At 26.5% G+C, this 23,976-nt stretch carries 28 protein-coding genes and 3 pseudogenes; 29 read left to right on the forward strand and 2 right to left on the reverse strand.

The window, feature by feature from the left end:
- The first annotated feature begins 10 nt into the window (after positions 1–10).
- The 6 genes from dnaG to NL276_RS01065 all read left to right on the forward strand — a co-directional run bounded on the left by dnaG (position 11) and on the right by NL276_RS01065 (position 6,041).
- On the forward strand, positions 11–1,888 hold the full coding sequence (gene dnaG, locus NL276_RS01040; RefSeq protein WP_253301615.1) for a DNA primase: 1,878 nt from the start codon (positions 11–13) through the stop codon (positions 1,886–1,888).
- A 5-nt stretch (positions 1,889–1,893) separates the two neighbouring features.
- On the forward strand, positions 1,894–3,225 hold the full coding sequence (locus NL276_RS01045) for a sigma-70 family RNA polymerase sigma factor (RefSeq protein ID WP_253301616.1): 1,332 nt from the start codon (positions 1,894–1,896) through the stop codon (positions 3,223–3,225).
- Positions 3,226–3,237: 12 nt separating this feature from the next.
- Positions 3,238–3,900, forward strand: a complete 663-nt coding sequence (locus NL276_RS01050; RefSeq protein ID WP_253301617.1) for a tRNA (adenine(22)-N(1))-methyltransferase — start codon at positions 3,238–3,240, stop codon at positions 3,898–3,900.
- Positions 3,900–4,646, forward strand: coding sequence for a Nif3-like dinuclear metal center hexameric protein (locus NL276_RS01055; RefSeq protein ID WP_253301618.1), 747 nt, complete (start codon positions 3,900–3,902; stop codon positions 4,644–4,646). Before NL276_RS01050 ends, NL276_RS01055 begins: the two co-directional genes overlap by 1 nt.
- A 124-nt stretch (positions 4,647–4,770) precedes the next feature.
- On the forward strand, positions 4,771–5,415 hold the full coding sequence (locus tag NL276_RS01060; protein ID WP_253301619.1) for a hypothetical protein: 645 nt from the start codon (positions 4,771–4,773) through the stop codon (positions 5,413–5,415).
- Positions 5,416–5,630: 215 nt separating this feature from the next.
- Positions 5,631–6,041 (forward strand): hypothetical protein, encoded by a 411-nt coding sequence (locus NL276_RS01065; RefSeq protein ID WP_253301620.1) that lies wholly within the window; start codon positions 5,631–5,633, stop codon positions 6,039–6,041.
- Between the two features lie 346 nt (positions 6,042–6,387).
- Here the strand turns inward: NL276_RS01065 and ispH are convergent, their stop codons facing one another.
- Positions 6,388–7,269 (reverse strand): 4-hydroxy-3-methylbut-2-enyl diphosphate reductase, encoded by an 882-nt coding sequence (gene ispH, locus NL276_RS01070; protein WP_253301621.1) that lies wholly within the window; start codon positions 7,267–7,269, stop codon positions 6,388–6,390.
- 251 nt (positions 7,270–7,520) lie between these two features.
- Between ispH and NL276_RS01075 the strand changes: the two genes are divergently transcribed.
- The 7 genes and pseudogenes from NL276_RS01075 to NL276_RS01110 all read left to right on the forward strand — a co-directional run bounded on the left by NL276_RS01075 (position 7,521) and on the right by NL276_RS01110 (position 15,106).
- Entirely contained in the window at positions 7,521–7,925 is a 405-nt protein-coding gene (locus tag NL276_RS01075; RefSeq protein ID WP_253301622.1) for a hypothetical protein, read from the forward strand.
- A 172-nt stretch (positions 7,926–8,097) separates the two neighbouring features.
- A complete protein-coding gene (locus NL276_RS01080; RefSeq protein ID WP_253301623.1) occupies positions 8,098–8,808 on the forward strand; it encodes a hypothetical protein in 711 nt (236 codons plus the stop codon).
- A gap of 95 nt (positions 8,809–8,903) precedes the next feature.
- A complete protein-coding gene (locus NL276_RS01085; RefSeq protein WP_253301624.1) occupies positions 8,904–10,286 on the forward strand; it encodes a DEAD/DEAH box helicase in 1,383 nt (460 codons plus the stop codon).
- A gap of 114 nt (positions 10,287–10,400) precedes the next feature.
- Positions 10,401–10,574, forward strand: coding sequence for a hypothetical protein (locus NL276_RS01090; protein ID WP_253301625.1), 174 nt, complete (start codon positions 10,401–10,403; stop codon positions 10,572–10,574).
- A gap of 26 nt (positions 10,575–10,600) precedes the next feature.
- Positions 10,601–12,388 carry an ABC transporter permease gene (locus tag NL276_RS01095; RefSeq protein ID WP_253301626.1) on the forward strand — a complete coding sequence of 596 codons (1,788 nt, stop codon included), beginning with the start codon at positions 10,601–10,603 and terminating at the stop codon, positions 12,386–12,388.
- A gap of 2 nt (positions 12,389–12,390) precedes the next feature.
- A complete protein-coding gene (locus NL276_RS01100) occupies positions 12,391–13,371 on the forward strand; it encodes an ABC transporter ATP-binding protein (protein WP_253301627.1) in 981 nt (326 codons plus the stop codon).
- Between the two features lie 148 nt (positions 13,372–13,519).
- Positions 13,520–15,106, forward strand: a pseudogene (locus NL276_RS01110) (MATE family efflux transporter).
- A 19-nt stretch (positions 15,107–15,125) separates the two neighbouring features.
- Here NL276_RS01110 and NL276_RS01115 read toward each other — a convergent pair.
- The gene (locus NL276_RS01115; RefSeq protein ID WP_253301630.1) at positions 15,126–16,247 is read right to left on the reverse strand and encodes a GNAT family N-acetyltransferase; all 1,122 of its coding nucleotides are present in this window, start codon (positions 16,245–16,247) and stop codon (positions 15,126–15,128) included.
- Positions 16,248–16,676: 429 nt separating this feature from the next.
- Here NL276_RS01115 and NL276_RS01120 point away from each other — a divergent pair, with 429 nt between their 5' ends.
- The 16 genes and pseudogenes from NL276_RS01120 to NL276_RS01200 all read left to right on the forward strand — a co-directional run bounded on the left by NL276_RS01120 (position 16,677) and on the right by NL276_RS01200 (position 23,976).
- Positions 16,677–16,826, forward strand: a complete 150-nt coding sequence (locus tag NL276_RS01120; protein WP_253301631.1) for a hypothetical protein — start codon at positions 16,677–16,679, stop codon at positions 16,824–16,826.
- Positions 16,826–17,119: a hypothetical protein gene (locus NL276_RS01125; RefSeq protein WP_253301632.1), complete on the forward strand. Its 294-nt coding sequence runs from the start codon at positions 16,826–16,828 to the stop codon at positions 17,117–17,119. The genes NL276_RS01120 and NL276_RS01125 overlap by 1 nt, the downstream gene beginning before the upstream one ends.
- Before the next feature lie 182 nt (positions 17,120–17,301).
- A complete protein-coding gene (locus NL276_RS01130; RefSeq protein ID WP_253301633.1) occupies positions 17,302–17,466 on the forward strand; it encodes a hypothetical protein in 165 nt (54 codons plus the stop codon).
- A gap of 23 nt (positions 17,467–17,489) precedes the next feature.
- The gene (locus NL276_RS01135; protein ID WP_253301634.1) at positions 17,490–17,966 is read left to right on the forward strand and encodes a DNA cytosine methyltransferase; all 477 of its coding nucleotides are present in this window, start codon (positions 17,490–17,492) and stop codon (positions 17,964–17,966) included.
- A gap of 204 nt (positions 17,967–18,170) precedes the next feature.
- The gene (locus tag NL276_RS01140; RefSeq protein WP_256468783.1) at positions 18,171–18,356 is read left to right on the forward strand and encodes a DNA cytosine methyltransferase; all 186 of its coding nucleotides are present in this window, start codon (positions 18,171–18,173) and stop codon (positions 18,354–18,356) included.
- 336 nt (positions 18,357–18,692) lie between these two features.
- Positions 18,693–19,124 carry a DUF3627 domain-containing protein gene (locus NL276_RS01145; RefSeq protein WP_253301851.1) on the forward strand — a complete coding sequence of 144 codons (432 nt, stop codon included), beginning with the start codon at positions 18,693–18,695 and terminating at the stop codon, positions 19,122–19,124.
- Positions 19,125–19,276: 152 nt separating this feature from the next.
- Positions 19,277–19,480: a DUF2649 family protein gene (locus NL276_RS01150; protein ID WP_253301636.1), complete on the forward strand. Its 204-nt coding sequence runs from the start codon at positions 19,277–19,279 to the stop codon at positions 19,478–19,480.
- 358 nt (positions 19,481–19,838) lie between these two features.
- A pseudogene (locus NL276_RS05065) lies at positions 19,839–20,857 on the forward strand (hypothetical protein).
- Positions 20,850–21,112 (forward strand): annotated as a pseudogene (locus NL276_RS01165) (hypothetical protein); the annotation flags it as partial. The pseudogenes NL276_RS05065 and NL276_RS01165, both read left to right, overlap by 8 nt.
- A gap of 50 nt (positions 21,113–21,162) precedes the next feature.
- Positions 21,163–21,399: a hypothetical protein gene (locus tag NL276_RS01170; RefSeq protein WP_253301639.1), complete on the forward strand. Its 237-nt coding sequence runs from the start codon at positions 21,163–21,165 to the stop codon at positions 21,397–21,399.
- A gap of 11 nt (positions 21,400–21,410) precedes the next feature.
- Positions 21,411–21,668: a hypothetical protein gene (locus tag NL276_RS01175; RefSeq protein ID WP_253301640.1), complete on the forward strand. Its 258-nt coding sequence runs from the start codon at positions 21,411–21,413 to the stop codon at positions 21,666–21,668.
- A 272-nt stretch (positions 21,669–21,940) separates the two neighbouring features.
- Positions 21,941–22,180, forward strand: a complete 240-nt coding sequence (locus NL276_RS01180) for a hypothetical protein (protein ID WP_253301641.1) — start codon at positions 21,941–21,943, stop codon at positions 22,178–22,180.
- Positions 22,181–22,719: 539 nt separating this feature from the next.
- Positions 22,720–22,974: a hypothetical protein gene (locus NL276_RS01185; RefSeq protein WP_253301642.1), complete on the forward strand. Its 255-nt coding sequence runs from the start codon at positions 22,720–22,722 to the stop codon at positions 22,972–22,974.
- Positions 22,967–23,131 (forward strand): hypothetical protein, encoded by a 165-nt coding sequence (locus NL276_RS01190; RefSeq protein ID WP_253301643.1) that lies wholly within the window; start codon positions 22,967–22,969, stop codon positions 23,129–23,131. The genes NL276_RS01185 and NL276_RS01190 overlap by 8 nt, the downstream gene beginning before the upstream one ends.
- Before the next feature lie 143 nt (positions 23,132–23,274).
- On the forward strand, positions 23,275–23,496 hold the full coding sequence (locus tag NL276_RS01195; protein ID WP_253301644.1) for a hypothetical protein: 222 nt from the start codon (positions 23,275–23,277) through the stop codon (positions 23,494–23,496).
- An 81-nt stretch (positions 23,497–23,577) separates the two neighbouring features.
- Positions 23,578–23,976, forward strand: coding sequence for a hypothetical protein (locus tag NL276_RS01200; RefSeq protein WP_253301645.1), 399 nt, complete (start codon positions 23,578–23,580; stop codon positions 23,974–23,976).

Consider the following 23,976-nt stretch of genomic DNA (forward strand, 5'->3'; position numbering starts at 1 on the left):
GGAGGAAGGTATGGCATTAATTAGTAATGAAAAGATTGATTTAATTCGGTCAAAAGTAAATATTGTTACAGTAATGTCAGAGTATTTATCACTGGAAAAGCGGGGGAGGAATTACTGAGCTGTTTGTCCTTTCCATCAAGATTCACATCCTTCAATGAGCATTTCACCAGAAAAGCAAATCTATCGTTGTTTTGCTTGTTCAGCTGGTGGGAATGTTTTTACTTTTTTACAAGAATATGAAAATATTAGTTTTATTGAAGCGTTGAAAAAAGTTGCTGTAATGGCTAATATCTCCTTAGATGAATTAACAACTTATCAAGAAAAAGCAAAATATGATGAAATTGATAAATTAATTTTTGAAATTAATGCTTTAGCACAAGCTTATTTTAGTAATAGTTTGGCAACAAAAAAAGCCTATAATGCAAAAAAATATTTAGCAACAAGAAATATTACACAACAAGAGATTGAGTTGTTTAATATTGGTTATGCTGAAAGTGGTTTTGATCATTTATATTATTTTTTAATAAAAAAAGGATATTCTATTAATGACATTCAACAAACTGGATTAATTACTATTAAAAATGGGAATGTTTATGATTATTTTAATAATCGTGTTATGTTTCCAATTAAAAATGAGGATAGTTATATTATTGGATTTTCTGGTCGGGTGATTGGCCAAGATGATAAAGTTGCCAAATACTTAAATAGTCCAGAAACAAAAGTCTTTAAAAAAGAACAATTAATGTATAATATTCAACGAGCAAAACCATTCATTCGCCAACAAAATAACTTGATTTTGTTAGAAGGATATATGGATGTTATTGGTTTAGATAAATTGGATATTAAAAATACGGTTGCTTTAATGGGGACTAATTTAAGTGATTATCACATTAAGGAAATTAAAAAGTTAACAGGTGAATGTTTAGTCTTTTTAGATGGTGATCAAGCAGGAATTAATGCTAGTTTAAAAGTTGCTGCAAAGTTATTAGTTAATAATTTGAAAGCTAAAATTGTGTTAAATGAAACACGACAAGATCCCGATGAATTATTTAATAGTGGCCAAGGGGAATTAATTCATACAATGTTAACGCACGCTATGCATCCAATTAATTTTGCAGTTGATTATTTTAAAAATAAATTTAATTTAGAAGCAGCAAATGAGTTGGAAGAATTCATTAATGTTGTTGGAACCTTAATTAAAGCAAGTCCCGATCCATTAGAACAAGAATTAGCAATTAATAATTTGGTAAAAATTACTGGTATTTCAAGCGAAACAATTCAAACTAAAATTAATCAAATTAAAGTGTATCATAAACCCTTAGCAAATGCGCCAGTTTCAGAGCCAATGATCTCGATTGATTCTTCTGAATTAGCAAAAAAGAGGGAAAAATCAGCAACAGTAATCATTAAAGATTCTAATGCTTTTACAAAAACAAAATATAAGATTAAAAGTTTAAAACGTTATATATTAGCGGAACAAAAAATGTTGTTACAATTGCTTGCTTCTAGAAAAGCAGCTGATTTTTATCAAAAAAAAATAGCAAACTTAAATTTTAATGGTTACCGATTACTAGCAAATGATATAATTATATATTATAATAGACATTTAGGGGCAGAAAATGTTAATATTAGTATGTTGTGTGATGAAATAAATGATCCGGATTTAAAAAAAATGTTAATGGACATTATTGATAAATCAACGATTAAAACTAAATATAATAAGAAAGAATTAGAAGACTATGCGCTGCTAATTGATGATTTTGCCAATGAAAAAGAGATTGCAATGCTATGAAATAAACTAGAAAAAGCAAATAATCTGATTGAACAACAAACCATTTCGATGGAAATTGATAAGATGAACCAACGGTTAAAATTTAAAAAGGGGTAGAGAAAATGGGATTATCAAAAAAAGACATTAGAGAAATGAAAACTTTTGATGAATTTAAAGATTATATTAATAAATTTTTAGAAGAAAATAACAATGAAATTGAACAAGAAAAATTAATTACTTTAATTAATGATCATTTTGAGATTGATGATAATGATGTTGACGAGTATTTTGAAGAACTTGTTGCAAATGGAGTCGAATTTAGTGATGTTAATTTGGAAGAAGTTGAAGAGGTTGAAGAAGTAGTTAAACCAGGAAAAAAACAAAGTGAAGATAAGTTGCGTTATAAAGTTGGGGGAATTTCAAACGAAACTAAAATTCAAGATATTATTAAAGCGTATTTTAATGTTTTAGGAACAAGTAAAATTCTAACGCGTGAAGAAGAAATTAAATATGCTAAAATGTTGGAATCATCAGATCCTGAAGAAAAACGATATGGTCGTGAAAAATTAATTACTTCAAACTTAAAGTTAGTCGTATCGGTTGCCCGTAAGCATTTAAACCGAGGACTAGATTTTTCAGATTTAATTGAAGAAGGAAATATTGGCTTAATGAAAGCAGTTGATAAGTTTGATTATACCCGTGGTTTTAAGTTTTCAACGTATGCAACATGATGGATTCGTCAATCTATTACACGAGCAATTGCTGATCAAGCTCGAACAATTCGAATTCCAGTCCACATGGTTGAAACAATTAATAAATTAACAAGGATTGAACGTCAGTTAACACAAGAGTTGGGTCGTGAACCAAGTTTTAATGAAATTGCTGAACGAATGGGGCAAGGAATGACTGGTGAAAAAGTACGTGAAATTAAACGATTATCAATTGAACCAGTTTCATTGGAAAAACCAATTGGAGATGAAGATGATACTCATTTTGGTGACTTTGTTGATGATAAAGACATTTTTACACCGGATGAATATGCTGAAAAAGAGTCATTACGGGAAGTAATTGATGAAGTTTTTCATGAAATTTTATCAGCACGTGAGGAAAAAGTAATTAGAATGCGGTTTGGAATTTTACCAACAAAATTAAGAACAGTTTTAAGATTAGCAAAAGAATGTGAAGATGAAACTTTCCTGGAATTGGTGCAAACAGTGAAAGCATTAGATACTCACTATGATACCCCAATTGAAAAAGTTCAAAGTCGAAAAAATAAACTAATTGATAAACATTTGTCAAAATATGATTCACCAAAAACATTAGAAGAAGTAGGAAAAGAATTTAAAGTTACTCGTGAACGAATTCGCCAAATTGAGGCAAAGACAATTCGAAAATTTAAACCAAACCAAGCTAATTCAAAAGCAAAAGTATTAAAAGACTTTTTTAAAGGATAGGTGTTTTAAACCATGGATAGATTATCAGAACGTTTATTATTAATTTCAAAACAAGTTAATGATAAAGACGTTATTTGTGATATTGGAACTGATCATGCAATGATTCCAATTTATTTGGCAAAAGGAAATTTAATTACCAAAGCGTATGCTTGTGATATTGCAGAAAAACCATTGGAGCAAGCAAAAAAGAATATTGCTAAATATCAGGTTGGGGAAATTATTACTCCGATTTTAGCCGATGGATTGCAAGGACTTGCAAATATTAAAATTGATTCGGGTATTATTTCGGGGTTAGGTAGTGCTAGCATCCTTGAAATTTTACAGCAAGATTCAGATTTAATTGACCGCTATATTTTGTGTTCAAATGATGATCCAATTATTTTGCGTCAATGAGTTAAGGAAAAAAAGTATTTTATTGAAAAAGAACTTTTGATTAAAGAAAATGAAATTATTTATGAAATTATTGTTATTAATAAAGTTGTTGGACAAAAAGTTAGAAATAAGAAAGATATTCTTTTTGGACCATTATTACAAAAAGAACAAACTAAACTTTTTCAAGAAAAATGATTATTAAAAAATGATTATTTTCAAACATTATTAAATAAAATTCCAGTAAAAACAAAACGCTATCAAGAAATTAAAACAAAATTGAAAATGATAAATAAGGTGATTTAATGCTAATTAAAAAATTATATCAAGAAATTGAAATTGACTTTCCATTAAAAACAGTAGTGAAATGAGATTACAGTGGTTATCAATGGGGAGTTAAAAATAATGAAGTAACAAAAATTTTTGTTAGTTTGGATTTAACTACAGAAGTGATTGATGAAGCCATTACTCAAAAAGCGAATGTGATTATTACACATCATCCGTTTTGTTATGGGAAGAAAAAAACATTATATCAAATTGGCTATAAACAAGAAATTTTAAAACGTTTGAAAGAACACCAAATTTCAGTTTATGCTCTCCATACTAATTATGATGGTTTAATGAATGAACTAATTTTACAAGAAATAAATGCTCAAAAAATTACTTCGTTTTTAGGTGATCCTTTTACTAAAATTGGTTATGTTACATTAACGGTTGATGAAATTATTACCAAGTTAAAAACAATTTTTAACATTGTAACAGTGCAACATAATTTAACAAATTATCAGCAGCCAATAACAACGGTTGCTTTAGCAGCTGGTGCTGGCGGGGATGTTATTGCTAAACTTGATAATGAAGTTAACCTTTTTATTACCGGTGAAGTAAAGTGAGACCAGTGAGTGCTAGCAAATGAGAAACGACTTTCAGTTGTCTGTTTTAACCACTATATGGAAGATTTTTTTAGTAACGCTTTTTCTAGTTATTTAAAACGTAAATTTCCAACTTTATCAGTTATGGGTTATCATATTAAAAATATTATTAACTACCGTTAGTAATATTTTTTAATTTTGCAAAATATTGCAATATTTTGCAAAATTAAAAAATATTTTTATTTGATTATTCTTTTTTTAAGTCATAATTAATAAGGCAATTAAAAAAGGAGATGTTTATATAAAAATGAAAAAACCATTAACATTGTTGGGAATTTCTGCTTTGACAACAACAGGAGTTAGTACAATTGTTGGATGTCATCATTATTCTCAACTAGAAGAAGACCCCAATATTGGGATCGATAAAGATGCTGAAATTTTAAACAAAATTTCACAACGTGCTTCTAATGGTTTTTTAGATTATATTCGAACTAAAAACATTATTGATAGTACTGAATATCAAACTCAATTTGATAATTTATATACAATGGTTGATAAAGATAAACAAAATGTGCCCATTATGCTAACTGACCCAAAAGTTGAACCAGCTTTATCAATTTTAAGTACTGGTTTTATGGCAAGTTTTAATAATATTAATAATGCAATTATTAATTATTATTCAAATTATTATTTTAATACAACACCATTAGCCATAATGCCCAATAGTTTAACATACCATCTAAATTTTATTGACGTTGAACAATTGGCAGTTATTTCTGATCCAACGATTAAAAATGTCCGTGCTGTTCGAGTTGATTTTAATTTTAAATTTGAAGTTCATTTTAAAACGTTAGCATCATTTTCGGAGTATTCAATGCAATATGTTATCACCGATAATCCAACAGTAATGAAAAAAGTTTTAGGGGGTTCATTAGTAAAATTTCAAAAGTAGTTGTTGCTTTTTTTAATAAAGAAGGAACATTCCAAATTGATAAGAATAATGATCTTAAATCAGTTTATGATAATTTTAATGTTAATTATACAAGTAATTTTACCGATTTAGATAATATTATTTTTACAAAATTAAAAAAGGTTTTAACAGAAGATGTTAATTTAAAAACTTTTAGTGATAATATTAAATATAATTCAGCAATTCCATTATTAACTTTGTTAACTAGTGCGGTTAATGATAAAACAAATGGCCAAGTTGTTGTCCGTTCCGAAATAGCTTCATATAATTGGGCTGGTGAAAATTATCAGGTAAGTCAAATTACACCAGAACATTTTGTTAAATTTTATCGTTCGTTTATTAATGTTTTTAATACCGGGGGTAATAATTTAAATTTAGCAACTTTTAATATTAATTTAGGAAAAATAATTGTTGCTGGCTTGCCATTATCAGGCACTGTTGTTAGCGACGAACATCCGTTAAAAGTCCAAGTTGAAATTACAGAGGAAGGTTTAACAAATAAATTAATGCAATTTGGAAATTTAATAACTGCTTTTTTTAAACATTTTCAAATTGAATCAAATAAAAACTCGGGAGTGTTTTATCTTAAACCAAGCAACGTTTGATAAAGTTTTAGCTTTGTCACAATATGATTATAGAAAGGTTTTACGTATTTTACTTAATGATTTTAAGGCCTCTGAGGAAGCAAAAGATTTACAGGGTTTAAATATCTTTAGTTTAGGAAATTTAAGTAGAAATCATAATCTTAAATTAAATGCCAATAAAACTAGTTTTATTTTAGGGCGGCGTTTAATTTGAAACTTTGATTTTTATTTTGGAACAAATAATGCGATTTTTTATACTGCTTGGACGTCATGGTATTTTGAACTTCGGTTTGAAAAATCTAAGGTATAATTTTAAGATAATAAAAATAAATAGTAATCTTTTTGTTATAAAAAGATTACTATTTATTTTTTAGATGGTTTCTAAAAAGCGAATTACTTTTAATTGAATAATACTTGGCGTTGAAGCACCGGCAGTAACAGCAACACAACTTTTGTTTGTCAGTCATGCCAGGTCAATATCATTTTTATCATTAATACGATATGATTTAATGCCAATTTGTTCTCCCATTTCTACTAATTTTAAAGTGTTGCTACTGCGTTCATCACCAACGACTAATAAAAGATCAATACTGGTTGGGTCTAAATTCAAAACTGCATTTTGTCGTTCTAATGTTGCGTTACATAAGTCGTTTTTAAAAGTAATTTCATTAGGAATTAATCTTTTAATTTTTTCAACAATTGCTTCAATATCAATCTTTGATAAAGTTGTTTGATTAGTAATTAAGATTTTTTTATTCGGATCAAGACTGGGAAGAATTGCATCAACTTCTTCTTCGTTTGTAACAAGTTTGATGGTTGAACTAATTGCTAACATCGCATTTGTCTCTGGATGAAAGTGCTTTCCAATAAAAATAATTTGATAGTCGTCTTTTAATAAGTATTCTTTAATTAGGTCCTTAGTTACTGTTACTCATTCACACTCGGTATCAACAAGCGTAATATTTTTCTCATCAGCAACAGTTTTAATTCGATCATTGCTGCCGTGGGCGCTTAATATGACAACAGCATTATCTGGTAATGTCTTAATTAACTCTAACCGATCAAGTTTAAAATCATTGACAGGAATTACACCTAAGTTAACAATTTCTTCAATGACATGACTATTATGAACCAAATAACCTAACATATAAATTTCGCGACCAGCATATTTTATTGCTGCTTCTTTTGCTCATTTAATTGATTTGACAACACCAAGGCAATATCCGCGTGGTGTTACTTTGACAACTTTCATTTTTTCACCGTCCATTTTATCTATTTATATGATAACACAACTAAAAAATGTTAGTTTTATCATTTTAAAATAATCTATTAAAGGTATTTATTAATTTGGTTAAATTTGATACAATTATATAGTCTATTTTAAGGTAAAGAATATGATTTTCCTTAAAATATTACATTTATCTTAAATTAGTAATACTTTAAGATAAAAATAATTTAATTAAATATATAGCGCTAAGAGCATTATATGAAAGGAGATTGAGTATGGCAAGCTCAAAAACTGTGAAAACTAGCAAGGCATCAGCGCCTAAAAAACAAGTAGTAAAAAATGGTGTGGAAGAAAAATGACTATTTATTAAGGAACAAGCAGTAGTAGATTCAACTCCAGCAATGAAAAGATCAATTGATCGTTCGGTTGGAGATGTTTATACTAAAACTGTTGCGGATTATCGCGCCAAAGATGGTTCAGCAATTACTACCGCAATTACTGCACAAAGATTAATTGCAGAGAGATTAGGAAAATCAACAGCACAACGTAAAGCACTTGAAGCAAAAAACCGTAAAGAAGCAAATGAAAAATTAGAAGCATTTGGAAATGGGAACCCTGCCAAAAAAGCAACCCCAAAAAGCAATGGTGCAAAAAAACGACAGGGAAAAAATCTTCGTTAAAAAAATAAGAGAAAAAATAGAGATAGTAACAATAACTAGTTTGACTAGTTATTGTTTTATTTAAAGTTTTTATTAATGTTTTTCCTGTTTTATTGAAAATAGAAAAATAAAATTAAGAATTTTAAATAATTAGGACTATAATAAACTTAAATGAGGGGGAAAGAATTAAATTATGAAAACATTTGCAAAATGAAGTATTGCTTTAATTTGAATTATTGTTTTATTTATTTTAGTCTTAGCGTTAGCTTTTTTAGCTGTTCATTATAATAATGGTTATTATTGGGAAGGTAAGGAACTACCTGTTAATGTTAAGGATACTAAAACATTCGATGGGAATGGTTATCAATTAATTGCTGAATTAGGACTTGGAAAAGTAATGCGATTAGCAACAAGCGGCAGTTTTATTTGAGGATATTCCAATTATGTTACTGTTAATGGTTCAGCAATTGATTTGATGGAATGATTAAAACAACCAGGAAGTGTTATAAATGGTGTCATTCAATGACCATCAGACTATGAACCTGAAATTGGAACAAATTTTGCAACAGTGACTGGAAGCGTTGTTGTTGCCTTGTTAGTTGCCATCCCAGTTTTAAGTCTTGTTGGTTTTTATATAACTGCAAAAATTGTTAAAGCAATGACGCGCCCATATTCAATCGAATATTTAGATGCTAAAAAAAATCTTAAAAAAACAAAAACGCATGCTAAAAAGCATTGGCAAAAATGACAAAAGCCGTTAAAAAGGGTCAAGAGCAACCAACCAATTTTGCAAAAGAAAAATAATATTGAACTAATTTATTGGACCAAGCACAAGCTGCTTTTAACAAAGAAAAAGATCTTTTTAAAATTAAATATAATAAAAAAACTACGATCAGAAAGCTAAATGTTATTGCTGGAAAATAGTAGTTTAAATAGTGAAATTAGCAATAATTTCATTTTTATTTATGTTATAATTTTGATATTGAGAGGGTGCTAATAATGAATAATTTTTATAAGTTAGGTTTAAAACTATTTCTAAATTTAGGTTTGGAACAATTAAATTTTACAGAACCAACAATGGTACAAGAAAAAGTTATTCCATTGTTATTAAAACATCAAAATGTTATTTGCAAAGCTCATACTGGAACTGGCAAAACTTTTGCATTTTGTTTACCGATTTTAAATAATTTAGATTATGATCAATCAAGCATTCAGTCAATTATTGTGACACCAACCCGTGAGTTAGCAAAACAAATTTATGATAATATTCGTTTTTTTAAAACATTTCAACCAGCATTACAAGTTAATTGCTTTGTTGGGGGAGAAGACATTAAACGGCAAATAGAACAGTTAGAACGAAGTCAACCGCATATCATGGTTGTAACACCAACACGGTTAAAGGATTTGTTTGATCAACAAAGTTTAAAATTAGGAAAGTTAACAACATTTATTATTGATGAATGTGATATGATTTTTGATTTAGGTTTTATTGAAAATGTTGATTATCTTTTAAGTAAAGTTAATCCTAACGTTCAAGTTTCTGTATTTTCAGCAACAATTCCAGAAGTGTTAAAACCATTTTTAATAAAATATTTAAAAAATCCGCATTATTTGGATTTAAATGCTAATCAAATAACTAACCAAAATATTACGCATATTTTAATTCCAACCAAGCATCAAGAACGAAGTACTATTTTATTGAAACTTTTAAAAACATTTGATCCTTATTTGTGTTTGATTTTTGTTAATAAGAAAGAAGAAATTAATAAATATTATGATTTATTATTAGAACATAATTATTCAGTAACCCAATTGCATGCTGGTTTAGAACCACGGTTACGAACTCAAGTTGTAAAACGAATTCGTAATTTAGAATATAAGTATGTTATTGCTAGTGATATTGCGGCGCGAGGAATTGATTTTGTTGGAGTAAGTCATATTATTTCAATTGATTTACCAAATGACTTAGAATATTATATTCATCGTAGTGGGCGAACTGGACGGGCAAATTATACTGGTTATAGTTATGCTTTGTATGATACAAAAAATTTAACGCTGGTTGAACAATTAATTGCAAAGGGAATTGCTTTTAAGTATCAAAAATGAAATCAGGTGAATGAATTAGTTGATATTGATTTAGTGATTAATAAACCAAAAAAACAAAATTCAGAACAAGTTAATAATGAAATTAATAAAATTATTCATCGTTATAAAACAAAAGATAATAATAAAAAAATTAAACCTGGTTATAAAAAGAAACGAAAAGAAGAAATTGCGGCGTTAAAGAAACAAATTCGTCGTGATCATATAAAAGCATCAATTAAGAAAATTAAAAAAGAAAAAGCAAAAGAACGGAGGATTAAATTATTTGATAAAGAATAATAAGGTAAGGTTTAAAAATTTAATTTAAAAAAAACAGCAAAAACCTTTTTTTGTATAATTATTTCATAATTTCTAAAATTATAAATTATTGATTAAATAAATAGGAGGAAAAATATGACTCATAATGAGGCGACAAAGACAACAAGTATTAAGAAAAAATCAGATCTAAAGAAAAAAATTAGTTCGTTTTTTTCAATAAAAATGTTTCGTTATACTTTAATTAAAATGTTAAAATCACCATCAACATATGTAATGTTTGTTTTAACATTTGCAGTAGGATTAATTTAATTATTACTATTTCGATGTCAACATCAATGATGGATAATCTTAGTGGCGAATATAGTGAGATTGCAAAATCAACATTTAACATTTATGCATGAATTTGATATATGCTATACTTTGGCTTAACATCAATGTTTATTGGATTTAAAGCCGTCCAACTAGTTCGCGATGAAATTGATGATGGAACATTACTAATTTTTTCATCAATTCCAATTTCACGAACAAGAATGATTATTGAAAAATGATTAGCATTACAATTTTTATGTTTAATATATTCAGTAATAATTTTGTTAGTGCCACCTTTAATTTCATTAGGAATGGGACCAAAAGGACTTGCCCTAGGAAAAGCAATCTTAAGCAAAGTTAATTTTATGATTTTAACAAGTTTTATTTTACAATTATTTTTAACAACAATTGGAATTTTAATTTCATTAGGATTAAATGCAAAAGGAGTTATTGGAATTTTATTTACAATTGGTTTTTTAACTGTAATTGGTGAAATGATTCCGTTTATTTATAATTCAACGAAACTTTCTGATAAGTCTTCAGCATATTTAATGAAAACAACGGACTTAGCAAAAAGCCCCGTAAAATTTAATGATTCTGAACTTATTAAAACATATCATAATATGCTCGATACTGTTGGATGACCAACTTGAAATTATTACAATAACAAACTTCAACTTAACATTAATTCTAATTTAGATAGCCAAACAGTTGGTTCATTTAATGTTACTAGTTTAGCTAATAATATTAATGCGGCAATTCAAAGCGCCATAGCAACTGCAGGAACACCAACAATTAATTGAGAACAGTTTGTAGCAGAAGTTAAGAAAAATCCAACTAATTATCCAAATTTAGCAAAATTAATTAACAATTATGTTTTAGAATTTGATGGTTATAATCCAAAGCCATTTACTGAAACTGAAAGTGGAATTGATAAAGTTCAATTTTTCAATAATACTGATAAAGGAATTAATATTTTAGGGCAATTTTATCAAGAGTTAGCAAGTGGGAATCCCCTTATTGTTTCATCAACAAAACCATCATCAGTAAAAATTAATTTAAATGAATTAGATGAAAGTAAATTAACAACCAATACTTCAAAACAAATTTATAAAATTATGAAAACAATGTATGATAAAGGAGTATTTTCACCAACAATTATTGGTTATGATAATAAATACAGTTCTGGACGATATGGTGGTTTACTTTCACCAAATGTAATTACAGGTTCTATTAATGAAAACTTATCAGCTGATAGTCATAAACATTTTAATTATTTTAGAGATAATTTAATAAACTTTTTAACAAATAATTTGTATTTGCAAAATGTCTATCTTGATGATCCTGTAATGTCAATCTATTATCAATTTGTTTCACAAATGTATTATTGGTTGAATCAATGAGCATATTTAAGATCTTCAGATAGTTCTATTTTTGATGATAATACTAAAGCAACATCAGAATTGCAAAGTATTACAAATGCTCAAACAGAATATAAATTAATGGCTTATTTAAATATTTGGCAACAATGAGTTATTATGTGAACTGGTGATGCCCGCGCAATTTTGACAGGACAAGATAATATTGTGTCATCAATGTTATTACCATTAAATAATTATTTAGAAGCAAAAGTTAATAATGTTGAATACAAAGTTAATAGTAATGCCACACAAAAAGGATATTTCTTAATGGCTGATTTTAATAAACCGGTAACTTTAACTAGTCTAACAGGAATGTATGCTGGTTATTTATTAGTAACTGGTGGATTAGCAGCAATAACATTATGATGAATTACAAGAAAGGATTTTGTATAGTTATGAAAACAAAGAAAAATGATTTTACACCAGATCCTAATTTAGCAATTGAAATTCATGGATTTACAAAAAGATTTAAAAAATTTGTTGCCGTTGATAATATTGATATGAAAGTTTCAAAGGGGAAAATTCATGGTTTTATTGGGCCAAATGGTAGTGGGAAAACAACAACAATTAAATCGTTGGTTGGAACAATTATTCCTACCATTGGTAATTTTAATATTGATGGTTTGAAAGCTAATTCTCCAGCAGCTAAAAAAATTATTGGATATATTCCTGAAAATGCTCGTTTTCCAAAGCATTTAAATGTTTATCAATACTTAGTTGAAATGAGTTATTTACGTGATATTCCTTTTAAAGATGCTAAAGTAAAGGCAAAGAAAATTTTAGAGAATTTAAATTTATGAAAATTTCGCAGTAAAAATCCTAATACTTTTTCATCAGGAATGAAGAAAAAAGTTTTATTAGCTCAGGCTTTAATTGCTGATCCAAAAGTGTTAATTTTAGATGAACCTGCCGCTAATTTAGATCCAACTGCACGCCAAGAATTATTTAATGATTTGATTCGAATTAAAAACCATGGCAAAACAATTTTGATATGTTCGCATATTTTAACAGAATTACAAGATATTGCAGATGAAATTACAATTTTAAATTATGGGAAAGTTGTTTTTTCAGGAACGGTTATTAATGCTAGTCAAAATTATTATCAGTTTACAGTAATGGAACAACCAATGTTAAACGATTTTGAAGCAGTAATTAAAAAATTAAATATTCCGATTATTGAAAAATTAGAAGATTCATTAATTTTGCATTTAGAAAAAGAAAGTGAGCAAATTAAACAAATTTCCCATCATGCTTTTGAGAAAAAAGTAATTTTAATTACAATTAAACCATTTGTAACAAATATTACTGAAATTTATGATCGTGTTGTTTTTTCAGTTAATAAAAATTTTGGGCATGCAAGTGCATTAACTAATTAATTAAAGATATCTTTTCTTAAAAAACCTTAATAAATTATTTTTTTGAGCTATAATATAAAATGGATTATAAATATAGTTTCATAAATTACTTTACTTAGTAAGGTTTTTTGTTTTTTTGTAGTAGAGGGGGATTAAGTTGTAAGAAGTTTTAACTGTTCGTGAGAAAAAATTACGGTTTGAACAACCATGAAAAACAATTGCATACTTTTGTATTCCAACAGTTTTTTTAATGGTTGTCCAAGGATTATATAATATTATTGATAAAAAATTATCTTTAGCATTTGTTGCATCTGATGCAATTTATGATCAATTTTATATTGATGCTTATAATCAAATAACAGGAAGTGCTGTTTCTGTTGTTCCATTAGCTGATATGCGTTAATTTATTAATGTAGCAACACAATATGCTTCACAAACGTATAATTTACAATGATCATTTAGTATTATAATTGGAATGGGTTGTGCAATGAATTTTTCAATTGCCTATGGTCAACGTGACATTCCCAAAATGCGTCGGATTGTTGGAAATGGGTTTTCAACAACGGTGCTTTTTTCGATAATAATAGCATTTGCAATTTTTTGTATTGTGTACCCCGGATGAAATGCTGTTTTCATTACTTCTAAAATGGGGGAAAATTATAATCCAATTACAGAACGACTATGTTGGGAATATTCATATACAATGTTAGCAGCAGCCCCAATTATGTTCTTAAGTTATTATTTTACGTCATTAATTCGTAGTGAAAGGCGAATGAAATGAGTAACAATAATGATTTTAAGTTCAATTGTTATTAATTCTGTTGCTGCAATTTTCTTTATGAAAGTTTGTCATTTAGGAATGGCTGGTGCAATGTTGGGGACAGTTTTTTCTTGAATAGTGCAAGTAATATGGGGATTAATTATTGTTTTTAAAACAAAAAATAGTTATTCAAAATTTTATTGAAGTGATTTACTCCACATTGAAGGTAGAAATGTTGCTGATTTTGCAAAGGCGGGGTTACCAAATTTTATTAATAATGCTGCTTTAGTTATTACATCATATGTTGCAACATCACTTGTTGGGCAATTACCAAATCAAGTCATTCATAATTGTGTCCCGGTTTTGCAAGAACTTTATTCTTCAATTGTGCCATGAATGACATTAGTTTTATCCGCCGGGATTGAAGTCACCCAAGGGGCGTGGAGTATTATTGCTTATAATTATGGGGCGAAGAAAAATGATCGGATTTGAGAAGTTTTAAAGCGAGTTAGTTTATTGATTATTATTTGGTTTAGTCTAATGTTAGTTGTTTTCATTTTGTTTGGAAAAGATATGATGATTATGTTTGCTTTTCCACCAGAGTATGCGACTCAATATCGTTGATGAATTGTTATAAACTTTATGACATATCCATTTTGTTCGTTGACTTATATTGCTTTAACATTGTTCCAAGGAATTAATCGTTCAATTTTAGCAACTTTTACAAGTAGTTTACGTTTAATTGTTGTCATATTACCTTTTATTGGTATTGGATATGGGGTTAGCCAAGCAACTGGTAATCCAATTTTCTATTATGTTTTTATTGGTTTAAATGATTTAATTGCAGCAGCAATTATTATTCCAATTTTAGTTTATTTTTGAAAAAAATATCGTACGAAATTAATTGATGAACCAGATCCATATTTCAATGAATACCAAGAAGATTTACAATTAAAAAAAGGATTAAAATTAAGCCGTAAGAAAAATAAGAATTAGGTAATTTCCTAATTCTTATTTATGTTATTTCGTTGTTATTTCTGTCAACAAGTATTACTCATTTATCCTTTGTTGAAAAACTATAACAATTTTGATGATAATTATTAATAACAAAATCATTTAAAGGGGTAATAGCCATCAGATATTTTTGATCAAGGATTTCACTATTACATTTTTTACAAGTTAAATTATTAACCATATAATTAATTGTCGTTTGTTGAATGATTTGAATATTTTTAATTTTACCTTTACTAATTTTAGTTGCAATTTGACTTAAATCGTTTCCCTTTGTTTTTGTGACATATTCACTTAAATATAAATTAATTGGGCGGAAACCTAATTTGCGATAAACATTATATCCTTCTGGGGTAGCAATTAAACCAACTAAATAATAATCTTGATTATAAACACGGTTAATTAAATGATTCATCATTAATTTTGCTAGTCCTTGGCGGCGAAAATTTTGGTGTGTTGAAATATCATCAATAATGGCAATGTCTTTTTCAAAATAAATGTTTCCTGTTGCTGCGGGAAGATCGTTTTTATATAATAAATCAATTTCAGAAATATCTTTATCCTTATTTAGTCTCAATAATGTTTTATAAAAGGCATAATCCCAACTTTTTGGTCCCATAGCACTTTCTAAAATTTTACTAAAATCAGTTAAACGTTTGTTATCATTAACTCGGCGAAACTTAATACTTTTATCAACTTTTATTTTATGTTTTTTTCATTTTGTTAAATCAAGAACCATTCCAACTAAAATTTCATTTTGAACAAAACCTAGTGATTCAAAAAAAGCTTGTTCTTTTTCATCAATTTTTTCACCAATGGTATATCATAAAAAATATAAATCATTGTCAACATAGTCTTTTACTAACTCTTTAACACGTTCAGCGTCTTCTTGATAATCTAGTTGGGTACTAATAGCAATTGTATAAGTTTTGTTAACATCGTTGCTAATATCAGTCATATATATTTCGTTTTCAGTATCAATTAATTCATTTCGGATTCGTTTATCTTGAAAGGGGTTAGTCATATAACGAACAAAATTTTGTGCCAATTTTGTTGCTTCGTACTCCCCCTTAATACGAAACATTCGTTTAATTTTTGGGTTCTGTCGATACTTTCTTCGCTTCATCTTTTCATCTACCTTAAATTATATATATTATATCGTGTTTTTAGTAAACTTGCATTAAATTATTAGTTATTGTTGTAAAGTCGTAACAGTTATTAAAAAATTTAATTGTAAATTGTAAATGCTAAACGATAAAAAGTTAACTAAATTAATAGTTAACTTTTTTAAGTTAATTATAGGAGGTTGAAATTATGCAAACAAAGCAATATTTTATTTTGCGGTCGTTAGTGAAAAAGTATGGTAAAGATAATGTTATTAATACTGTCAATAAGATTGCAAAAGATATTGAAATTAAAAAGTAAAAGAATAAATTATTCCGCGTAATTTATTAGCGGATAATTTATTCAATAATGTTTTTAATGGAGCAAAGCGACAACGAGCGTAGCGAGTTTGCAAATTTCAATTTTTTAATTTATTGAAAGGAGTTATATTATGCCGGGTTGATTAACGACAATATTTAGTGTTGTTATTATATTGGGTATTTTTGCTTGAATTGGTTTATTGATTTATCAAAAAATTCGTCAAATTCGAGGAAAGAAAAAAGATAAAAAAGAAATTGAAAGTAAGGAGGATAAAAAATAATGCTAGGGATGTATTTAACAACAGCAATTAATTTTTTAGCAGATAGTAATACTCCTACTATTTCAGATGGAATGGGTTCTATTTGAAGTGGATTGGGACAAGCAATGATGAAAGTTAAAGAAGCAATTTATGCTGTATTACCACAATTAATGACTTTTTTAGGTGATGCGTGAATTATTTTAATTCCATTTGGTATTTTTGTTATTCTTAAGATATTAAACTTTTTCCGTGTTATGGTTAAAGGATTTAATATTTATTACAATCGATCATATATTTTAGCTGTGGCACACTAGCTTTGTTATTTGATTTACTAATTTTATATTTTAATAGCTATTAGTTGAAACTAAGTAGTTATTTTCAGTGTGCCTTAATTTTTGATTTTATATATTTAACATTGTTATTACCAATGTTTATTTAACAAGAATTAAGTTACATTAGTATAACAATGTTTATTACAGTAAGGAAACAATAATTTATGCAAGACTTATTAGATGAAATTAAAATGAAAATTAGAACTATGCAAGATACTTTAATTCAATTGAATGAATATGAAATTCATCATGAATCTATTAAACATTATTCGAAAAGAAATGAGTTTTTATCAGCATATTGCAGAAGAATTAGAAAGCAAACTTACTAAATAGTTTATGAAATTTTTAAGGAGTGTGATTAATTACGCTTAAAATAATTGAATTATTTGCAGGAATAGGTGCACCAAGATGGGTATTACAATTAGCAAATATAGATCATAAAGTAGTTTGATTTTGTGAACTTGATAAATATGCTGAAAAAAGTTATAGAGAAATTTACAATGATTATGAAACCCCTAATTTAGGTGATATTACTAAAATAGATGTTAATAATTTACAAAAAGAAGAAATTGATTTAATTATTGGCGGTTGACCTTGCCAAGACATTTCGCTAGTTGGAAAAAGAAAAGGAATAGATAAAGATAGTGGTACTAGGTCAAGTTTATTATGATATAGTTTAAAAATTATTGAATTTTATAAACCAAAATGAATTATTAATGAAAATGTAGGAAATGTTTTAAATGCAAAAGATTATGGAATACCACAAAAACGCAAAAGAGTATTTATTATAAGCAAGTTAAATGAAAATTGAATGTGAAAATTTCCATAACCAACTCAAAAACCATTAGAATATCAATTTAAATATATTGTAAATTGAAATATTCCGGGCAATAAAGAAATTCCAAAACGAACAACTTTCCATAATGGTTTTATTCGATTAAAAGGCACAAACAATAGTTGAAATTATTGTCCTAAGGCTGATGAAAAGTTATACCCTACTTTAACTACAAAAGCTGATATAACTAAGGTTTTATTAAATGATAAATACAGGTATTTAACAACTGATGAAATGACTTTATTAATGGGTTATACATTAAAAGATTTAGAAAAAATGTTGAGTGTTAATAGTAAATTTCAAATTAAAAAACAATTAGGTAACTCAATAGTTCCTAACGTACTAAAATATATTTTTTTAGAATTAGTTAAGGAGGGAAAATAATGTTAGGAATTTGAATATTTTTTATTAAACGTAAATGTCAAATTTGTCATTCTATTTTAAATAAAAAATTTATTGGTACTTTGTATTTTAAATTAAATGTTTGTTCAATGAAGTGTAATAGAAAGCGAGTTGATTTGAGTAATGTATCAGAAACCAAGTTATAAAAGTGGCCCTAATCCGGCATTGTGTAAATATAATATTATAAAAGTTATTGATATAGAATGATTTATTGGTTATAAAGGTTTTCAATCTTTTCGAAAAATAATTGAAAGTGAATTCTTTGCCGGTATTGATACTAGAAAAAATGAGTTATATGTGTGAAAGTGGGGTGTTTTTATGAGTTTTTATAAGAAAAATATTAATGTAGAAAATTATTTTATTCGAAGAGAATTTATAGTTTTTCAAACTGATAAAGCAAGTTTTATAAATTTACCTAATCATAATCGCCATATTGGTTTTTGATTAAGCAATAAGTTTATTTACTTTAGTGAAAAACATTCTGATCAAGTAGCTATTGGTTTGATTTATGATAATTCTTATCCTATTGTAAAATATGATGAAAATTTAAAACGTTATGTGTGAAAGTATTTGACTGGAACAGAACTAATTAATTTGTATAATCAATATAAACAAAATTATTTTACACAAATGAAAAAAGCAATATTTTCCGGTGAACCTCAAAAAGTAAAAACAACTAACAATAATTTAACAAATTGAAGTGATGAAAAAGTAGATAAATTAATTAATGACTTGAAGGACTTAAATTAATGAGTTTATATGATTATTGAGTTCAATTTGTCAGTTACATAGTTGGTTCAAATGCTCCCGAATTTTTATATGTTATATAGTTTGTATTATTTATAGTCTTATTTTTTGGTATGTTTTTTAAAATTATTCAAAAAATGTGAAGCTTTTAAATTATGGCAAAAGATTGAGAAAAATTAAAAGAGTTTTTTATTCATGTATTTTTGTTTATTGACAAATCTAACGTTGAAAGTATTACAACTTGGAATTTTACTCAAAATGAATATTTAACTCTCATGATTGGTATTTGAATTGTGATTTTATTTTTAACATGGTTTTTATTGTGAATGGTTTTTAAAATAGTTAGTTGTTTTAAATAATTACATTTTGTTATTATTATGGTTTTCTATCCCAACAAATTTTTATATAAATATTGATATTATTCTTTTGATTATTATTATTCCTGTTCCTATTAAAACTGAAATAATGATAAATCAAATAAATGATAGGTTATTAATTTCTATTGCATTGAATAATCATATTATTTTATCTAATATGAATAATTCTTTTCCAAAAGGATTAAAACCTAAAAATAATAATATATAGAGCATTATTGGTGTGAATGTCCGTAGTATTGATAAAAAAATACTAAGTATTTTTATCACTCTCCTTTCTGATTTGTGGGGAGAGAAAACCATAATAATACTAGTTTAATTATAAATAACTATTGGAGGTAAAATGAAGAAGTTTATATTTTTCTTAAAAAATTATTGTTATATTAGTGGTTCAATGATTTTGTTTAGTTTAATTGATTTGTTATTTTGAATTATTTCTTTAAATTATACTGGCTTAGTTTTTTGATTATTATTTGCTTTGCAGTGTGTTTATTTTATTTGGTGATTATGAAAAAATATTTTTTATCAGTTAAATGCTTTTCAGTTAGTAAATTTTGTTTGAGATAATCCGTTATCAGTTATTATTGGTAAATTAGGAACAGGTAAAACATTACTTTTAACTTATTTGTCACAAGCTATGAAATTATTAACAAATAAAATTTATAGTAATTATCCGTTATAATATGATAAAGTTAAAGTTTTAACATTTAAAAATTTAGATTTTACTGATCGAACAAAACCAGTTCCCCCTGATGACAGTTTAATTTTGTTTGATGAAAATTTTTTATATATTGACGGAACTAGACCTCACGATGAAAAAATAACTCATAGGGAAAAAATTCCTTGAATAGTCTTGGCCAGACATTTTGGACATCGTGCTTTATTTACATCTCAACGCGAAGGTATGCTTTGAAACAATATTCGCCAATTAGCAAGTGGTATTATTATTATTCCTATTTCCCTTAAAAAACCTACTGCTAAAAAAGGATTAAATTTTTTTAATCGTTTCTTTATTATGAGAATTGGCATTTTCCAAGATATTACTGATTATGAAATTTGAAAAACCGAGTCTGTCAAACGTACAGCGGAAGGTAAATGTGCAAAACATAGATCTGATGTTGGATTAGGAATCCAGTTTTTTAAAATAATTATTCCATTAGAAATCGCTCAAAAGTATGAAAGTAAATGATTATCATTTGTTCGTGATTTAAAAAATGATGATGTTCCAGTTACTAAAGAGTACTATTGGACTCAACTTAAATATTTAACAATAAAAGAACGTTTAGATTTATTAGTTATGATGCAAAAATATGGAAAAATTTAAAACCTAAAAAAGAAAAAGGAAGTGGTAAAGATGATTAATTTATTAACTGAAAATAATAGTAATTGAGACAAAATTTTTAGTTTTATTTTTGATATATTTTTATTTATTTTTGATGTGATTTGAAATACTAAATTGTCAATGACAAATACAACGATTGCTTATTTTATAATCTTTTTTATGGTTATTAAATTATCAATTTATGCTATTCATGGCACAAGAACGCAATATAATGAATTAGGTTCAACTGTTAAAAATAGTACAGCAAAATATATTCTTCAACAGCTCGTGGTGTTAAAAAAGCTCATAATGCAAATAAAAATGGTCAATAAAAGGAAACAGATTAATGATTGGATTAGTTTTATTAGTTGCAGCAATCGCTATTTTTTGTACTGGTTTTATTAATGTAATTATTAATAAATTAACATCAGCAAAAAATATTATTATGGATTTATATAACTCAGATACTTTTTTACTTTCTTTATTTAGTAAAATGGTAATTTTATTTAGTCATCCGTTAATGTTAACAATATCAAGTTTATATATTGTTGGGTTTATTGTTTCAAAAACATTGTATAGTTAGGAGTTTAGTTTATGGATAATAAAAATGAAAAGAAACAAAAAGAAAATGGTTTATTTATTTCTTGGGTTGATTTAATTTTGTATCTTGTTATAAGTTTTTCATTAACCCTTATATGTGTATTAGATACAGTTTCAACTATTGATGAATTAAAAGAGAAATATGCCGGTATAAATGGTTATATAATTTATGGTTTATGATTTGATATATTATGGTATATCTTAATAATTTGTATAATGTACGATGAAGCGGCAAAAAACAACTCTTGTTAAATAAAAAGGGTTGTTTTTTTATTTGTAAACCCATAATTATTAATTGATTCAGAGAAAGGACAGCATCTTAAATTCTTAAAATAGAAACTTTTTATTACAACTTTTTGATATTCTCTTTAAGTTTTTTATACATTTATTAAATATCTTAGAAATCTTTACAAAGTGTACCTGTTTTTTCTCCCCTTATTTAAGGTGTTGCCCTTTCTCTGTTTCAATTAATTAATTAATTTGGCTAATAAATAAAAAAATAATATCAAAGAAAGGAATGAGTAATGAAAAATAATAAGCAAGAACAAATTTGCGATATTGATAACTGCTATAAAGCAATATCATTCATTACCGAAGAATTTGTATCAAATAAAGTTTTATGAACTTGTGAAAATCATAAAGATTTATTAAATCGCATAAAAGATAAAAAACAAAAGAGGTTTTATAAACGCTTAGAAAATTCAAAAATTATCTTTGATGATAAAACTGGTTCTTTAAAATTTTGATTTTATAAAACAACTTAATGTAGAGTGGGACAGTTATTTTAAATAACTAAGTGCTTCCATAAGAACATGAGTATTAACTCATTCCCACAGCCAGCCGAGGCAAGTACTGAAATAGTGTATGAGGAAAAAAGTAAATCGGCGCTGGTTTTATAACTAAGCGATAGTCGTGATAAGTGCAGGGTCAACATCAAACGACAATAAAAATTGAGATGAACACTTTATAAATAAATTTGCGATAGATATTACTTCTTAGAAGTGACAGCGGTTTAATAAAAACCACAAAGTCAGCATTAGGCTCTTCAAGGTGCGAGTGAATTTATTTTAAAAACTGAACGTTTTGACCTGAAATGGTGCGGATGAAGAGAGAGAAAACTCTCTGGCATTACCTCATAAAAACAACTGTCGATTATTAAACAAACAATATACCGCCACCGCACACCCGCAGTTAAGCGAGTGGCGTAGTAAATAAATAACTTAATTTATATATAACTAATTCTCGCTTGGCACTTTCACTCGGGAGTGAGTACCAACGAGTTTAAAAATAGGAGGAATTAAAAATGATATGTAATAAAGCATTAAAAATTACAAATAAAGATATTATTTATGCACAAATTAATCGTGATTATTTAGGTAATTGAGAGTTAAATTTATATCTTAAATTTGGTAATGAAGAATGACACGTAGGTAATATTGAATTACCAATAGATTTTAATTTAAATTGCAAATGATATGAAATTGATAAAGTTAAAGGTTTAATTAGTGATTATTTAGAAGATGAAGAAGCGGATTACGAGGTGATAAATTATGAATAAAAGATACTTATTAGTAACAAAAGATAAATATAGTTTAAATACTACATATTTTTATACATTTGATGAGGCAAGAATTTATTCTGAAAATTTAAATTATTGTAAAACTACAATTATTAATTTAGAAAATGAAAATATTAAATGAAAAGGAGTTGAATAATATGTGAAAAGATGAAAATGGCAAAGTTTATACCGAAGAAGATTTATTTAATATTGCATTAGAAGAACGTCACTCAGAGAAGACAGTGCTTATGAGTATATTGATAATTTAATTAATGAAATGGAATTAGAGGAAATTTAATTATGAAAGACTTAAAATTAAATAATGAAGTTAAAAATATTACTTATCCCTTTTATTTAAAAGGAAATGATTTTAAAGAATTAAGTTTAAAAGCATTAACAATTAAAAAATGAATTGATGAAAATGGGCAAGAATTAGCAGAATTTATATATCGACAACAAGCTTGATTAATAAATGGAGAATATAAATCACAATCACTAAAAGATTTAAAACTAGTAGTTTAAAAAATTGATTATATTTTTAGAGAACCATTAGAATTAATAAAAAATTTTAAAGATGAATTAAATTTTATTAGAAAAGATATTTTGAATTTAGAAAATAATATTAAGAATAATCATGATTCTTTAAAAAATAGTGTCATTAATATTCAATTTCAAAAACAAAATGAAATTATTGAAACTCATAAAAAAGAACAATTTTTAGAAATTAAAAGTGTAGCAAAACAAGAACAAGAATTAAAAATTATTACTAGTAATTTTCGTAAAGATAAATTATTAATTAAAAATATTGAAGTTATTGGTATTAATGATGATTTTTTACAAAATGCTGATAAATTAGAGCTTATTAATCTTATTAAAAACTATTTAATTGTTGATGAACAAATTGTTAAAAATGAAATTAAAGAACAATGAGATAGTAATAAAGATATTAATTTAATTGGTATTAAAGGTATTAATTTTAAAATAAATAAAGGAGAAAAATAA

This window comes from Spiroplasma endosymbiont of Phyllotreta cruciferae (assembly GCF_918697755.1).